This is a genomic window from Gallibacterium faecale (genome assembly GCF_027920745.1).
In the GTDB taxonomy this organism is placed as follows: Bacteria; Pseudomonadota; Gammaproteobacteria; order Enterobacterales; family Pasteurellaceae; genus Gallibacterium; species Gallibacterium faecale.
In genome coordinates this window covers 57,739-73,346 of sequence record NZ_JAQIBB010000068.1, presented here as the reverse complement: position 1 = coordinate 73,346, position 15,608 = coordinate 57,739, and the positions used below count along the sequence as shown (strand labels likewise).

The following is a 15,608-nucleotide window of genomic DNA, read 5'->3' as shown; positions in this document are numbered from 1 at the left end:
TTTAGTAAATCAGGGTGTACCATCAACATTCCTAATGCTGCACCTAAAAATGGATTTCCACCAAATTTTCTGCTCGCCGAAAAGGCTAATAAAATCGGTAAGTAAACAAATGGAGCATTAGCAAAAGTATTAATCATTGCCGCTAAATCAGTTAGATTTGGGTAAGCTTCAATTAAAGATTTACCATCAATAAACAACCCTTGTGCAGTAAACACATTTGCTAACCCCATTAACAAACCACCAGCTACAATTACCGGAATAATTGGCACAAAAATATCTGCTAATCCTTTTACTAATCGTTGTAATACATTTTGTTTTTCTGCACCTAAGTTAGCAACATCACTTTTTGTCATATCGCCTAAACCTAAAATTTCGGTCATAGCGGCATGTACTTTATTTACTGTACCTGCGCCAAAAATAATTTGATATTGACCAGCGACAGCAAACTGCCCTTTTACGCCTTCAATCTGTTCAATACCTTCTTTATTCGCTTTATTTTCGTCCTTTAATACTAAACGTAATCTAGTAGAACAATGTGCTACGCCACTAATATTTTCTTTACCGCCCAACTTCTCAATGAGCTGATTTGCAATTTTTGGAAAATCCATTGGTTTTCTCCTAGTAGGAGGTTAAGTTATCAACAACGCGGATTATAGCTAAAACGTTTTAGTAAAATCTATCTAGTAAGACAAGAATATGTCAGATTTGTGATCCAGATAACATTTTTTAAGGAAAATTTATAAATAAAATTGCTGAACTAAAACGGTTTAGCTAAAATTTCATCATCAAATAAAGCAAAGGAATTAAACAATGAATAAAGTATGGGTTTTGGGCGACGCAGTTGTGGATTTATTACCTGATGGTGAACAACATTATTTACGCTGTCCCGGTGGTGCACCTGCCAATGTGGCAGTCGCTATTTCTCGCTTATCAGGCGAAAGTGGCTTCATTGGGCGAGTAGGTAATGATCCTTTAGGTCGTTTCTTACGTCAAACATTATCGATAGAAAAAGTAGATACGACTTATATGCACTTTGATCCAGAACATCGCACTTCAACTGTTATCGTAGATCTTGATCATTATGGTGAAAGAACCTTTACTTTTATGGTTAATCCAAGTGCCGATCAATTTTTACAACCTCAAGATCTACCTATTTTTCAGGCAGGTCAATGGTTACATTTTTGTTCTATTGCTTTAATTCATCAGCCATCTCGCTCTACAACCCAACAAGCTGCTCAACGCATAAAACAAGCTGGTGGCTTCGTTTCTTTTGATCCTAATTTGCGTCCTAGCTTATGGGTCGATCAAGATACAATGATTAAGGAAGTCAATAATATGATTGCGGTTGCTGATGTAATTAAATTTTCTGAAGAAGAGATCTGTTTATTAAGCGGGTTATCTGATTTAGAACAAGCAATTAATCTAACACGCCAACAATACCCAAACAAATTAATCTTAGTTACATTAGGAGAGGCTGGCGCTATTTATTTTTACCAACAAATCAGTGGTAGTATTGCAGGTAATAAAGTCAAAGTTGTAGATACCACAGGTGCAGGAGATGCATTCGTTGGTGGAATGTTGCAAGGTTTGTCCCAATATGATCAATGGCAAAATGCACAAGTATTAGAACAAGCGATTATTCAAGCAAATATTTGTGGTGGATTAGCTACCACAGCAAAAGGTGCTATGGCAGCATTACCCACTTACCAGCAACTACAACAACTTTTAGCATAATCTATTATTCGGAGGGCAAGATGATTATTTTTAACCAAGGTAAATATCGCAGTATTTATACAGCTAAACCTGATGAACTAACCCAACTTGCTGCACAAGTTGCTACAGATACTGATCATCGACCACATTATCATCTTGCACCACCAACAGGTCTGTTAAATGATCCTAATGGTTTGATTTTTGATGGCAGTTATTACCATATTTTTTATCAATGGTATCCTTTTGGCCCTTTACATGGGATGAAACATTGGCGTCATTATCGTACCCAAGATTTCCACCATTTTGAGCAAGCCGATCCTTTAATTCCTGATGAGTTATTTGAATCACACGGCTGTTACTCTGGTGGCGCTATTAACTACCAAGATAAAATTGTCGTTTTTTATACAGGAAACACTCGCCGAGCCAAAGACAATCAGCGGATTCCTTTCCAAAATATTGCGATTTTTAACCGTGATGGCAAATTGTTGGCAAAACGTCCTTTACTGACTTCTGCTCCTACTGGTTATACCGAACATTGCCGAGATCCCAAACCATTTATTACCCCAGAAGGAACAATTCGTTTTATCTTAGGAACACAAAGACAAGATCTCTCAGGTACAGCCTTACTCTTTGAAATGGCTAATTTAGATGATACACCATACCTGTTAGGTGAACTGTCATTATCTCCATTTGATAACCAAGATATTTTTATGTGGGAATGTCCAGATTTGAGTAAATTGGGTAATAAAGATCTCTTTATTTGGTCACCACAAGGCAAAAAACAGCAACAATATCAATTTCAAAATAACTATCATGCGACTTATGTAATTGGCCATCTACACAATCGCCAATTGCAAGTAGAACAATTTGCAGAATTAGACCAAGGATTTGATTTTTATGCACCACAAACCTTTTCTGGTGTAAATACAAGCGAGACAGCCATACTACTTGGTTGGTGTGGATTACCCGATTTACAATATCCAACTGATCGTTATCAATGGCATTCAATGCTAACACTTCCTCGTAAACTCTGGTTACAAAACAATCAACTCTATCAACGTCCGATTGAACAAGTATATCAACAATTAGATCAATTACAGGATTATCACATTCAAAACCAAATTGAGCTCCCTACTCTAGCCCAAAGTTATTTACGTTTTAATGTGCAACACGATTTTTCATTACAATTATTTAGTAATGACAAGCAGCAATATCTCAGTTTAACCTATCAAAATGGTCTATTTTGTCTTGATCGCAGCCATACTGAACAAACAGAAAGTATGCTGAAATTCGGACAACAACGTTATTGCCAAATCGAACAGTTACAACAAGTGGAGATTTTTATCGATCACTCGATTATCGAAATTTTCTTTAATCAAGGTGAAAAAACAATGACATCTCGCTTTTTTATCGAAAATAAACAAAATATTCTTTCCGTTAAACAGCCAATGACTATTACAATAGGAAATGTCTTACCAATTTGCTTTGACAAGGATACGTTATGAACATAAGCACAAAACGTTTAACTATCGCTGACATTGCACAGTTAACGGGTGTTTCAAAAACGACTGTAAGTATGGTATTGAATGGCAGAGGCGATAGCTTCCGCATTAAACCAGAAACACAAGAGAAAATTCTTGCTATCGCTAAAAAACATCACTACAAAGCGAATAGTATTGCTCGTGCCTTACAGGCTCAACGTAGTAATACTATCGGTTTAGTCATTCCTGACTTTTCTAACTTAGGGTTTGCAGCCACCACAAAAACATTGGAAAGACTCTGCCGTGATAACGGATTACAACTTATCATTGCTTGTTCAGATGAAGATGCACAACAAGAAGCAATTGCCATTGAACGTTTACTTGATCGACAAATTGATCTTTTAATCACTACACCAATTAAAGTTAATGCTGCTCACTATCGAGCTTTAAATATCAATGTTCCCGTAATCCAACTCGACCGCTGTACTACAAAAAGCCATACCCCTTATATTGTGACTGATGATGAAAGTGCTGTTATTGAGCTGATTAATACGCTTTGTAAACGTTATTCATTATCTGAATTCTATTATCTTGGTGGGCAAGCGGAATTACGTCCAAGTACAGCACGTTTATCTGGTTTTAAACAAGGATTACAACAAGCAGAGCTACCGTTACAACAAGAATGGATTATTCAAACCTCCTATTATGCCGATAGCGCTTATTTAGCTATTGAACAACTTTATCAAAAATTAGGGCGTTTACCTCAAGCTCTGTTTACAGGATCTTATGCTCTCTTAGAGGGGGTGTTACGTTTTCTGAATGATCACCAGCTCTTAGATCATCTCACTACGGGGAAAATGCACCTTTCAACCTTTGATGATTATGAGTTATTAAATTGTTTACCTTTTAAAATCAACTCTATCCAACAAAACCATCAGAAAATTGCTCAACAGCTTTTTTTAATGTTACAAGCACTGCTGAAAGGTGAGAAAGTGAGTAATCAAATTATTCCAGCTAAGATTATTTGGCGGGGTTAATGTGTTTTTATTGCAAAAGAAAAGCTCGCTGAATGATAAAGTCTATTTAATATTTTTCTCTAATTATCATTTAGGTTCCGTCCTAAAGGGTGAATGAAACAAATAAAACAATCCCTCACACACTGACTATTCCGCATCCAATAAGCTTTTCAAGCAAGTGTGAGAGGGAACTCAATAAATATTTATGAATATTTGTGAATAAATTTAGGCTTGTTCGTAGTCTGAATCTTTACACAAAATTAAAGATTTTCTCTACTCGATTATCCCCGAATTTGTTGTTCAATAATACCACCCCCAAGACAAACTTCATCAAGATAAAAAACGGCGGATTGCCCTGGTGTAACAGCCATTTGTGGCTCATCAAAACGAACTTCAATCATATCATCATTAATCGGGATAATTTCACAAGCCACATCTTGCTGACGATAGCGTGTTTTCACTGTGCAACGTAATCTTTGCGTTAAAGGTTGACGATTGACCCAATGTAACTGACTTGCAATTAACCCTACTGAAAATAAACGAGGATGATCATGACCTTGAGCCACAATTAATTCATTATGTTCAAGATCTTTATCCACTACATACCAAGCTTCATCTCCTGTGTTTTTTAACCCGCCAATGCGTAAGCCTTTCCGTTGCCCTAATGTGTGATACATCAAACCATCATGACGTCCAATCACTTCGCCATCTACTGTACGAATATCGCCTGGTTGTGCCGGTAAATAACGAGCTAAGAAATCTTTAAATTTGCGCTCACCAATAAAGCAAATTCCAGTCGAATCTTTCTTCTTGGCTGTCACTAATCCTAACTCTTCAGCTATCTGACGCACTACTGGTTTTTCTAACTCCCCTACCGGGAATAAGCTTTGCCCCACTTGTTGGCTACTTAATGTATATAAGAAATAACTTTGATCTTTATTACCATCTAAACCACGCAATAATTGTGCGCTATTATCATCTCCACGACGACGCACATAATGTCCTGTTGCAATATAATCTGCGCCAAGATCTTCCGCTGCATATTCTAGAAATGCTTTAAACTTAATTTCTTTATTACACAAAATATCTGGATTCGGTGTGCGACCCGCCTTATATTCTTGTAAAAAATGTTCAAATACATTATCCCAATATTCTGCTGCAAAATTGATTTTATGTAAGTAGATACCAAGACGATCACATACTTCCTGCGCATCAGCGAGATCCGCTGCCGCTGAACAATATTCTGTACCGTCGTCTTCTTCCCAATTCTTCATAAATAATCCTTCAACCTGATAGCCTTGCTGCTGCAAAATATAGGCTGACACAGAAGAATCGACACCACCTGACATACCAACAATCACTTTCTTTTGCTGATTTTGCGCAAATTGTTCAGGTGTAACGGTAATTAAACTGGTAAATGTTTTTGAAATTAATGTCATTTTTCTTCCTTTGTTTTAATTTTTTCCTACAGACGACACTTTATATAACTGATTAATCAAAATGATCCCCAACAAAATACATCCTGCTCCCAAGAAAAAAGGCCATGTTGGTGTTTCATTCAAAAAGAGCCATGCCAATAACATTGAAAAAATTGGCTCTGATAATCCTGTAACCTGTACTTTAGCTGCACTCAAACAAGCTAATGCACTGGTAATACAATAAAATCCTAATAAAGTTGGCAATATAGCCAATCCGAATAAATTCATTACCACATTGATATCCCAATCAATGGGCTGTAATTTTTGCAAAAATGGAATGATTAAATAAATCGTACCAAATAACATCAATAATTTTGTTAATGGTAAACCGCCATTTAAGCGAAATTTCTTAATAAAAACAGAAAATAATCCATAGCCTATCCCGGCTAATGTGGCATAAATGACCGCTAATATCCCACTATTACCCGACCATGAAATAACAAAAATACCAATAATAGCAACCAATGTTCCTATAATTTCCACCAAATAAATTGGTTCTGCTAATAGAAGCCATCCTCCTACTAATGCGGATACTGCTGCCGAAGCCATTAAGATCACAACTATATTTGCTGCTAAACCATATTGATATGCTGTTGTTTCAAAAAAGAAGAGGACAAAAATACCTAACAATGCACAAAAAGCAATTTGTAACCATAATTTTATTGCCGAAGTATAGCCCGGTTGAATCGCCTGTTGTTGTTCAACCCGAGGTTGTCGCCACAATAAAAGAGTAATTAAAACAAATGCGATAAATGTTTTAAAAAAAGCAATGGCTTCAATGGTTAAGCCGTGACTGATTAAGACTTTACTAAAAATACCAATACTGCCATTTAATGCGGCAGCTGATAAAGCAAGAAAAATCCCTATAACCGGTGTTTTTTGTCCAACCATACTATTCCCTTATTTCTTCTTCACTCTGTAGTTTACGTCCAGATTTATCAATATAATACCAATGATGACTTTCACAATAATGGTATTCATTATTGGAACCCGCCACAGACTGTATTTTCCCCTCATCAGTGACTTTGGCCTTACCATTTTCAAACAGGAACGCACAAACAAATCGAGGTTTAATTCTTACAACGCCCTTGGCATCAACGTAACCAATACGTCCTTGCTGATCAACCACTCGAGACATACCATCCCGCACATAATCATCACCATTATCAAATTGATAAGGTTGATATGACGTTTGAGTTGTGCAGCTAACTAGGAAGAATATGATAAAGAAAAAATAAGCTTTTTCAATGCCATATAAAAAGATTACTTGCTATTTTCTTTGTGTCAATTTCGAGGTACATCGATCTATGAATGTACCTCGTTTTAGATTTTATAGGATACGTCCTGATTCTTGTAATTTTGCTTGGCGTTCTGCTTCTTTTGCCATTCTTGCTTTACGAGCATCACAAGGTTCTGGGCAATCACAGACTTTCTCCAATCCTAGTGAAGAGATTCCTCCGCAACTACCACTAATAGTTTTGCGTTTAATCATATATCCGATTGCCATAGCAAAAATTACTACAACGAAAAATCCGAAGGTAATTACAAATAATTTCATCACTTACTTCCTTCTTTCTTGGTATCCATTAACTTAGCAAATGCTGTTGACATTTTAGCTTCAAACCCTTTATCAGTTTTGATGATCATATAGATCGCTAAATTTTCTTTTTCAGCGACTGCTAATGCCTTTTCTGCACCTAATACAAATAATCCTGTCGCATATCCATCTGCCAACATACAGCTTGGATTAACAACAGTAATCGAAGCGAGATTATGTTGAATTGGGTAACCTGTTGTTGGATCTATTTCATGTGAAAAACGTTTACCATTCTCTTCAAAATAATTACGGTAATCCCCAGAAGTCGCCATTGATAAATTACTTAGCCCTACAATCTGTTCCACTGAACGAGAACCATCAAATTCAGGTTTTTCAATCGCAATTTGCCAAGATTGCCCTTTTTCATTTACCCCTTTAGTATGGATCTCTCCACCAATTTCAACTAAGTAATCAGTAATACCAATACTTTCTAAATAACCTGCTACTTTATCAACGCCGAAACCTTTCGCAATGGAAGAAAGATCGACATACAATTCAGGAATTTTTTTCACCAATGCAGGTTTTCCATCTGCCTCAGTTACCGCTAATTTATCAATACCTGTCCAAACTTTACGTGCTGCAATCTCTTCCGCACTAGGCTCTTTATCAGCACGTTTTTCTGGACCGAATCCCCATAAATTGACCAATGGTCCGACGGTAACATCTAATGCACCATTTGTCTTCTGATGCAAATTAATCGCAGCTTTAACAACTTCTGCAAAATCTGCTGATACAGGAAATGGTTTATTAATCTCTTTACTTTGATTAAAACGACTTAATTCTGAATCTCTCTGATAAGTCGACATTTGATTATTGACTTCTTTTAATACATCATCAATTTTTTGATGCGCCATTTCTGGGCTTGTATCAATACCATGATCAATATATTTGATATGGTAAGTCGTTCCCATTGTCTTACCAGAAAGCGTAACAATTTCCGCTTGTTTGCCACAAGCTACAAGAAAAAAGGCTAGTCCTACAAGGACCAGCCAATGAGTTAGTTTTTTTAATAGCATAATTAATAAATGTTTTATTTATCAACCACCGAAATCATCTAACAAGATGTTTTCGTCTTCTACACCAAGATCCTTAAGCATCTTAATTACTGCTGCATTCATCACTGGTGGTCCACACATATAGTATTCACAATCTTCTGGTGCTTCATGATTCTTCAGATAGTTTTCATAAAGTACATTGTGAATAAATCCAGTGTAACCATCCCAGTTATCTTCTGGTAAAGGATCAGATAACGCAACATGCCATACAAAGTTGTCATTTTCACGTTGTAACATATCGAAATCTTCAACATAGAACATTTCACGTTTTGAACGCGCACCATACCAGAAAGAGATCTTACGTTTAGAGTGTAAACGTTTTAATTGGTCAAAGATATGTGAACGCATTGGTGCCATACCTGCACCACCACCGATAAATACCATTTCTGCATCAGTATCTTTAGCAAAGAATTCACCGAATGGACCAGAAATTGTTACTTTATCACCTGGTTTTAATGACCAAATATAAGATGACATTTGACCTGGTGGTACATCTGGGTTTCTTGGTGGTGGTGTTGCAATACGCACATTCAACATAATAATCCCTTTTTCTTCAGGATAAGATGCCATTGAATACGCACGTGTAATGTGTTCATCCACCTTAGATACATAACGGAATAAATTGAATTTTTTCCAGTCTTCTTGATATTTTTCAGGAATATCAAAATCACTATATTTTACTGTATGTGGATCAGCTTCAATTTGGATATAACCACCTGCACGGAATGGTACTTCTTCACCTTCTGGAATTGCTAATTTCAATTCTTTAATGAAGGTTGCTTTGTTATCATTAGAGATAACTGTACATTGCCATTTTTTCACGCCAAAAATTTCTTCTGGTAATTCAATATCCATACTATTTTTAACGTTAACTTGGCAAGAAAGACGATACCCTTCTGCTGCTTCTCTTTTATTGATGTGTGATAATTCTGTTGGAAGAATATCACCGCCACCGCTTTTTACTTTAACGCGGCATTGACCACAAGAGCCACCACCACCACAAGCGGATGAAACGAAAATACCCTGACTTGCTAACGCACCTAACAATTTTCCACCTGCTGGTAAAGTAATTGCTTTTTCAGGATCATTGTTAATGCTGATAGTGATATCACCAGAATTAACTAATTTTGATTTAGCAAACAGGATCAATACCGCCAATACCAAAATAATGACGGTAAACATCGCTATTCCTAATGTAATTTCCATGCTTTATCCCCTTTTACAACTGGATGCCTGAGAAAGACATGAAACCAAGTGCCATTAAACCAACTGAAATGAAAGTAATACCTAAGCCTTTCAATCCTTTTGGCACATCAGAATATTTCATTTTCTCAGTGATACCTGCTAACGCAACGATAGCAAACATCCAACCTAAACCTGCGCCAACACCATAAACAACGGACTCACCGAAGCTGTAATCACGTTGCACCATGAAAGATACGCCCCCGAAAATCGCACAGTTTACAGTGATTAACGGTAGGAAGATCCCTAATGCGTTATAAAGCGCTGGGAAGAATTTATCTAACACCATTTCCAAGATTTGCACTAATGCAGCAATAACACCGATAAAGGTGATGAAGTTTAAGAAGCTTAAATCAACACCTTCAACTAATGCACCATCTCTTAAAATAAGGTTATATACAACATTGTTTACAGGAACAGAAATACCTAATACTACTGTTACTGCAACACCAAGTCCAAATGCAGTCGATACTTTCTTGGACACCGCTAAAAACGTACACATTCCCAAGAAGAAGGAAAGCGCCATATTTTCAATAAATATGGATTTTACAAATAAACTAATATAGTGTTCCATGGCATTAATCCTTCTCTACTTGCTCTGGTTTCCAAGTTCTGAGACCCCAGATAATGAAACCAATAATAAAGAATGCACTTGGTGCTAATAAGAATAAACCATTAGTTTGATACCAACCGCCATCTTGGATAGTTTGGAAAACAGTTACACCAAATAATTTACCTGAACCGATTAGCTCACGGATAAATGCAACAACGATTAACATTGCACCATAACCTAAACCGTTACCAATACCATCAAGGAAGCTATCGATTGGTCCTTCTTTCATTGCAAATGCTTCTGCACGTCCCATTACGATACAGTTAGTAATAATCAAACCAACGAATACCGATAACTGTTTAGAGATGTTATAAGCATATGCTCTTAAGATTTGGTCAACTAAGATAACCAATGACGCAATAATTGCCATTTGTACAATAATACGGATACTGTTTGGAATGTAGTTGCGAATACAAGAAATAAAGAAACTTGAAAACGCAGTTACTAAACTCACAGAGATACCCATTACAATCGCAGTTTCAAGCTTTGTTGTTACCGCTAATGCTGAACAGATCCCAAGAATTTGTAGGGCAATCGGGTTATTATTAATTACTGGGTTAAGCAATAAACCCTTTCTACTTTGTTTCTCAGCCATTGTTTAATACCCCTTCTTTAAGTTTCGCCAAGAAAGGACCAAAGCCTTTCGGGCCAAACCAGAATTTGAATGTATTGTTTACACCATTGCTGGTCAAAGTTGCTCCTGATAATGCATCAATACCATGAGATTTATCAGATGAACCACCTTTACTTACGTGTAAGGCAACTTGATTTTGTTCATTGAAAATTGTCTTTCCAACGAAGGTTGATTGCCATTTTGGATTTTCAATTTCACCACCTAATCCCGGAGTTTCTCCTTGATCATAGTAAGTAATACCATCAATTGTGTTGCCATCTGGCTGTACTGCAATAAAGCCGTACATTACAGACCAAAGTCCAGTACCATATACTGGCAATACGACTTGCTTAACTTTACCGTCATCACCTTTTACAAGATAAACTTCAGCATAATTAGCACGACGACCAATTTTCGCAATATCATCTTCACCTAACGCAATACTGGTTGCTGGATCTTTTGCTGCTTTCGCTGCATCAAAATTTGCTTGGTTCGCAACAAAATCACCAGTATTAAGATCCACTAAACGTGGTTCAATATATTTGTTAAATGATTCAGTTACACTGCCGCCCGCTTTTAATAAGCCCGCCACACTAAGAATATTTTTTTGTTTATCTAACAATTTTTGTTCTTGTTGACGTGGTTTTAACGATACCGCAGAACCTGCTACGATAACTGAGCACACTAAACTTACCAACACGACAACAACCAGTGTGCCGATAACACTATCTTTCTTAAACATTACGCGCTCTCCTACGTTTGATATTCGCTTGAACAACAATGTAATCAAACAATGGTGCAAACAAGTTAGCGAATAAAATAGCTAACATCATACCTTCTGGATAAGCTGGGTTTACGACACGAATTAATACACACATTACCCCGATTAATGCACCATACCACCATTTACCTTTGTTTGTGAATGAAGCTGAAACAGGGTCAGTTGCCATAAAGAGCATACCTAACGCAAAACCACCTAATACTAAATGCCAGTACCAAGGCATTGAGAACATTGGGTTAGTTTCTGATCCAATTACATTGAAGAGTGTAGAAGTCGCGATCATACCGATCATAACGCCAGCAATAATACGCCAAGAAGCAATACGAGCGAATACAATCACAGCAGCACCGATTAATAGCGCTAATGTAGAAACTTCACCAATAGAACCTGGAATATTACCTAAGAAAGCATCCATCCATTGAATTGGTTGACCAGTAGTTACTTGTTTTAATGCACCTTCACCGCCTGCTGCCCATTGAGACAACGCAGTTGCGCCAGAGAAGCCATCTGCAGCCACCCAAACAGAGTCACCAGAAATTTGTGCTGGATAAGCGAAGAATAAAAACGCACGTCCCGCTAATGCTGGGTTCATAAAGTTTTTACCTACCCCACCGAACACTTCTTTTGCTACTACCACACCAAATGTTGTCGCTAATGCTGCTTGCCATAAAGGTAAAGTTGGCGGAACAATTAACGCTAAAAGAATAGAAGTAACAAAGAAACCTTCATTGATTTCATGTTTACGGATAGTGGCAAATAATACTTCCCAGAAACCACCAACAATAAATACTGTTAAGTAAATTGGTAGGAAGAAAATAGCACCTAATGCCATTTTCGCTAACACACCTGCATCAGGAGCAACCAAGCCTAACGCATTAGCGAATGCAAAGTGCCAATCATTGGCAACATTTTGTGCAAGGTTTTGTGCAAAATCACCAACACTTAACGCAAGAATTGATTGTGCACCTACGTTAAACATTCCATAGAACATTGCTGGGAATAATGCCAACCACACTAATACCATCATACGTTTAGAATCTAACGCATCACGGACATGAGAAGCTTTCGCCGTTACTGTACCCGGTGTATATAAGAAGGTCGCTGTTGCTTCATAAAGCGCATACCATTTTTCATATTTACCACCAGGTAAAAATGCAGGTTCCATTTTCTCTAAAAGATGTTTTAAACCCATTTTTAACCTTCCTTCTCGATCTTATCTAAGGCTGCACGCAGCATTGGACCGTATTCATTTTTACCCGGACATACAAAGGTACAAAGTGCTAAATCTTCTTCATCTAGCTCTAAGCACCCTAATGCTTGTGCACTATCTGTATCGCCTGCACTTAAATCACGTAGTAATAATGTCGGGATAATATCTAATGGCATAACACGTTCATAGTTACCAATTGGCACCATTGCACGATGCCCACCATTTACCGCAGAAGTAAAGTTAAAGAGTTTCTTGCCAAAATGGCCTAATACAGTACGAGTAATAGAGAATTTATTCGCACCTGGCATAATCCAGCCTAAGAATTCTTTGTCACGGCCTTCTGCAATCACAGAAACTTGTTGGTGATAACGACCTAAATAAGCAACAGGGCCTGTTGCAATTGTACCGTTAAGCACAGAACCAGAGATGACACGATTTTCACCGTCTGCCAATTCCCCCGCAGTTAATTGACTAAGATTCGCACCTAAACGAGTACGAACTAAACGAGGATTTTTGACTTGTGGACCTGCTAAAGAGATGATGCGTTCAACGCTTAATTCACCTGTGGTGAATAATTTACCGATCGCAATCACATCTTGGTAATTGATATACCAAACAAATTTATTGATGCTAACAGGATCTAAGAAGTGAATATGAGTACCACTTAAACCAGCAGGATGTGGCCCAGAAAACTCTTCAACACGCACATTTGCTGCATTTACATTAGGTACTGATGCACCAGCTGCTTTACATACAAAAAGCGTTCCTTCATGTAAACGGCTTAATACAGTTAAACCATGTTGAAACGCTTCTGCATTTTCTTTAATCACAACTGCTGGATCTGCTGCTAATGGATTAGTATCCATTGCATTAACAAAAATAGAACTTGGTTTACTATCTACTGCAGGAATTTTACTAAATGGACGAGTGCGGAATGCTGTCCATAAGCCAGACTCAATTAAATTTTGTTTGACTTGTTCAGCAGTAAGCGTCGCTAATTGATCAACGCTATACTTAGCAAAAGTAACCTCTGTGTCGCCTTCTAGCTTAATCACAACAGATTGTAAAACACGCTTAGCACCACGATTAATCGCAGTTACCGTTCCTGAGGCTGGCGCAGTAAAAACAACACCCGGATTCTTTTTATCTTCAAAAAGCACCTGACCTTTTTTTACTACATCACCCTCACGCACCTTCATCGAAGGACGCATACCAACATATTCTTCGCCAAGTACGGCAACTTCAGAGATGGTAGCTCCATCGTGGATTACTTGTGCTGGCTTCCCAGCAATAGGAAGATCCAAGCCTTTTTTAATTGTAATCATATCGTTTGCACTACTTTTCGTTGGGTTAAACATAACGATCACTACAATATCAAATTGTAGTGATCTCTCGTTTGAGTAGTTTCAAGCAAATCATCTATCTTAATGCGCATAATTTTGTTAGAGAACCCACAATTTCTCTTTTCAAATCAAAGTGATAATCTCTCACAAAACATTAATCAATGATTACACTGTCCACTTAAATTTAAAACTCAAATCTGTAAAAATCCTTGTTCAGGTTAAAATCATTAACCAAAACAATGAATTAAATAATTAATAATTGCAAGACGTGAACAAGGATATATAAAACGGTTTATTCTAACCAAAACTACCCTATTAATTCTAGTCAATGGCTCTTATTTTTGAAAAAAATGTGAAAAATTTGATATTTTTCAAGAAAACTACTTGAAATTTATCTCGAAAAATCAAACAAATACTACTTTAGAAGTAGATTACTTACCGTGTCCCATACAATTTGGTGAGGCTGGTACAGCTGATAAATTTTGCCACTCTTCTGGTGTATAAAGATGTAATGCCAAAGCATGGACGCCAGCAGCCAGTTGCTCTGCTAACAACTGATAAATTAAGCGGTGCCGTGCAACTGCTCGCATCCCACTAAAACGTTCACTGGCTAAAATAATCTTAAAGTGAGATTCACTACCTTTACCAGAACTGTGCATATGACTTTCATTAATAATTTCTAAATAAATCGGGGATAATTCCTGCTGTAATAAATCGGTAATTTGTTGCTGTTTACTCATAATTTCTTTTGACTAATGCTGTAATTTATATAAATATTCGCTATTTTATACGATGTCTTTCATCTCATAAACCTTACAACGAATAAATAGGAAAACGAATTATGTACAAAACATTAAAACGCTTATCTCTCGCCAGTATTGTCATTGCCAGTTTCGCACTTGCTGGTTGTCAAACCCCACCAAACACTATTACCTTCAATCCACCTGCTGCTGTTGGTCCATTTAATACCCAAAACCAAACAAGCAGTGTGAGTGTTGCTTCACGTGATTTACGTGCAAACCAAGCGGTTTCACAATATACAAATAATGGTCAATTATTCCCTGTTTACGCACAACCTTCAGTTGCAGAGTTATTCCAACAATCATTGCAACAAGACTTAAATAGTAAAGGTTTCCGTGTATTACCGGGCAATGCACCAGCTAATGTTACAGTAAACATTAAACAGTTCTATGCGAATGTGAACCAAGGTAATGTACGTTATAAAGTTGATGCCTCAGTTCAATTAACCATCCAAGTGCAAAGCGCTAAAGGTGAATACAGTAAAAATATCGAAACACGCCGTTCACAAGAAGGTGCTTTCACTGCGAAAACAGAAGAAATCCAAAAAGTGCTAGGTCAAGCATTTGACGATGCGGTGAAAGAAATTCACCAAGATCAAGAAGTGGCTAACGCCATTAATCGTTTATCTCACTAATAAAAAATTCCCTCGTTCAGCTATTCTGATA

17 protein-coding genes are annotated in these 15,608 nt (G+C 37.2%); 4 read left to right on the top strand and 13 right to left on the bottom strand.

Annotation, left to right across the window (positions count from 1 at the left end; translation table 11 throughout):
* Window positions 1-608: glucose PTS transporter subunit EIIB (locus tag PF272_RS07910; protein WP_271142323.1), on the bottom strand; the 608-nt coding region annotated here is incomplete at its 3' end.
* Window positions 609-810: 202 nt separating this feature from the next.
* Here PF272_RS07910 and PF272_RS07905 point away from each other — a divergent pair.
* The 3 genes from PF272_RS07905 to PF272_RS07895 are packed head-to-tail and all read left to right on the top strand — an operon-like array spanning window position 811 to window position 4,231.
* Window positions 811-1,734: an aminoimidazole riboside kinase gene (locus tag PF272_RS07905; protein ID WP_271142322.1), complete on the top strand. Its 924-nt coding sequence runs from the start codon at window positions 811-813 to the stop codon at window positions 1,732-1,734.
* Window positions 1,735-1,754: 20 nt separating this feature from the next.
* Window positions 1,755-3,218, top strand: a complete 1,464-nt coding sequence (locus PF272_RS07900; protein ID WP_271142321.1) for a glycoside hydrolase family 32 protein — start codon at window positions 1,755-1,757, stop codon at window positions 3,216-3,218.
* Complete coding sequence (locus PF272_RS07895) at window positions 3,215-4,231, top strand: LacI family DNA-binding transcriptional regulator (RefSeq protein WP_271142320.1); 1,017 nt, start codon at window positions 3,215-3,217, stop codon at window positions 4,229-4,231. The genes PF272_RS07900 and PF272_RS07895 overlap by 4 nt, the downstream gene beginning before the upstream one ends.
* A gap of 260 nt (window positions 4,232-4,491) precedes the next feature.
* On the opposite strand, the gene mnmA is transcribed toward PF272_RS07895, so the two are convergent.
* The 12 genes from mnmA to PF272_RS07835 all read right to left on the bottom strand — a co-directional run bounded on the left by mnmA (window position 4,492) and on the right by PF272_RS07835 (window position 14,882).
* A complete protein-coding gene (gene mnmA, locus PF272_RS07890; RefSeq protein ID WP_271142319.1) occupies window positions 4,492-5,649 on the bottom strand; it encodes a tRNA 2-thiouridine(34) synthase MnmA in 1,158 nt (385 codons plus the stop codon).
* Between the two features lie 15 nt (window positions 5,650-5,664).
* Entirely contained in the window at window positions 5,665-6,579 is a 915-nt protein-coding gene (locus PF272_RS07885) for a DMT family transporter (protein ID WP_271142318.1), read from the bottom strand.
* 1 nt (window position 6,580) lies between these two features.
* The gene (locus PF272_RS07880) at window positions 6,581-6,826 is read right to left on the bottom strand and encodes a WG repeat-containing protein (protein ID WP_271142317.1); all 246 of its coding nucleotides are present in this window, start codon (window positions 6,824-6,826) and stop codon (window positions 6,581-6,583) included.
* A gap of 192 nt (window positions 6,827-7,018) precedes the next feature.
* Window positions 7,019-7,246, bottom strand: coding sequence for a (Na+)-NQR maturation NqrM (gene nqrM, locus PF272_RS07875; protein WP_065234404.1), 228 nt, complete (start codon window positions 7,244-7,246; stop codon window positions 7,019-7,021).
* Entirely contained in the window at window positions 7,246-8,301 is a 1,056-nt protein-coding gene (locus tag PF272_RS07870; protein WP_271142316.1) for an FAD:protein FMN transferase, read from the bottom strand. The genes nqrM and PF272_RS07870 overlap by 1 nt, the downstream gene beginning before the upstream one ends.
* Before the next feature lie 21 nt (window positions 8,302-8,322).
* Window positions 8,323-9,546, bottom strand: coding sequence for an NADH:ubiquinone reductase (Na(+)-transporting) subunit F (gene nqrF, locus PF272_RS07865; protein WP_065234406.1), 1,224 nt, complete (start codon window positions 9,544-9,546; stop codon window positions 8,323-8,325).
* Window positions 9,547-9,559: 13 nt separating this feature from the next.
* A complete protein-coding gene (gene nqrE / locus PF272_RS07860; protein WP_065234407.1) occupies window positions 9,560-10,156 on the bottom strand; it encodes an NADH:ubiquinone reductase (Na(+)-transporting) subunit E in 597 nt (198 codons plus the stop codon).
* Between the two features lie 4 nt (window positions 10,157-10,160).
* Window positions 10,161-10,790, bottom strand: coding sequence for an NADH:ubiquinone reductase (Na(+)-transporting) subunit D (locus PF272_RS07855; protein ID WP_065234408.1), 630 nt, complete (start codon window positions 10,788-10,790; stop codon window positions 10,161-10,163).
* The gene (locus PF272_RS07850; protein ID WP_065234409.1) at window positions 10,783-11,550 is read right to left on the bottom strand and encodes a Na(+)-translocating NADH-quinone reductase subunit C; all 768 of its coding nucleotides are present in this window, start codon (window positions 11,548-11,550) and stop codon (window positions 10,783-10,785) included. The genes PF272_RS07855 and PF272_RS07850 overlap by 8 nt, the downstream gene beginning before the upstream one ends.
* Entirely contained in the window at window positions 11,543-12,781 is a 1,239-nt protein-coding gene (locus tag PF272_RS07845) for an NADH:ubiquinone reductase (Na(+)-transporting) subunit B (RefSeq protein ID WP_065234410.1), read from the bottom strand. Before PF272_RS07845 ends, PF272_RS07850 begins: the two co-directional genes overlap by 8 nt.
* Before the next feature lie 2 nt (window positions 12,782-12,783).
* A complete protein-coding gene (locus PF272_RS07840) occupies window positions 12,784-14,124 on the bottom strand; it encodes a Na(+)-translocating NADH-quinone reductase subunit A (RefSeq protein WP_271142328.1) in 1,341 nt (446 codons plus the stop codon).
* A gap of 449 nt (window positions 14,125-14,573) precedes the next feature.
* Window positions 14,574-14,882, bottom strand: coding sequence for a BolA family protein (locus PF272_RS07835; protein ID WP_271142315.1), 309 nt, complete (start codon window positions 14,880-14,882; stop codon window positions 14,574-14,576).
* Between the two features lie 101 nt (window positions 14,883-14,983).
* Between PF272_RS07835 and PF272_RS07830 the strand changes: the two genes are divergently transcribed.
* Window positions 14,984-15,577 carry a YajG family lipoprotein gene (locus tag PF272_RS07830; protein WP_065237729.1) on the top strand — a complete coding sequence of 198 codons (594 nt, stop codon included), beginning with the start codon at window positions 14,984-14,986 and terminating at the stop codon, window positions 15,575-15,577.
* Window positions 15,578-15,608 lie beyond the last annotated feature (31 nt).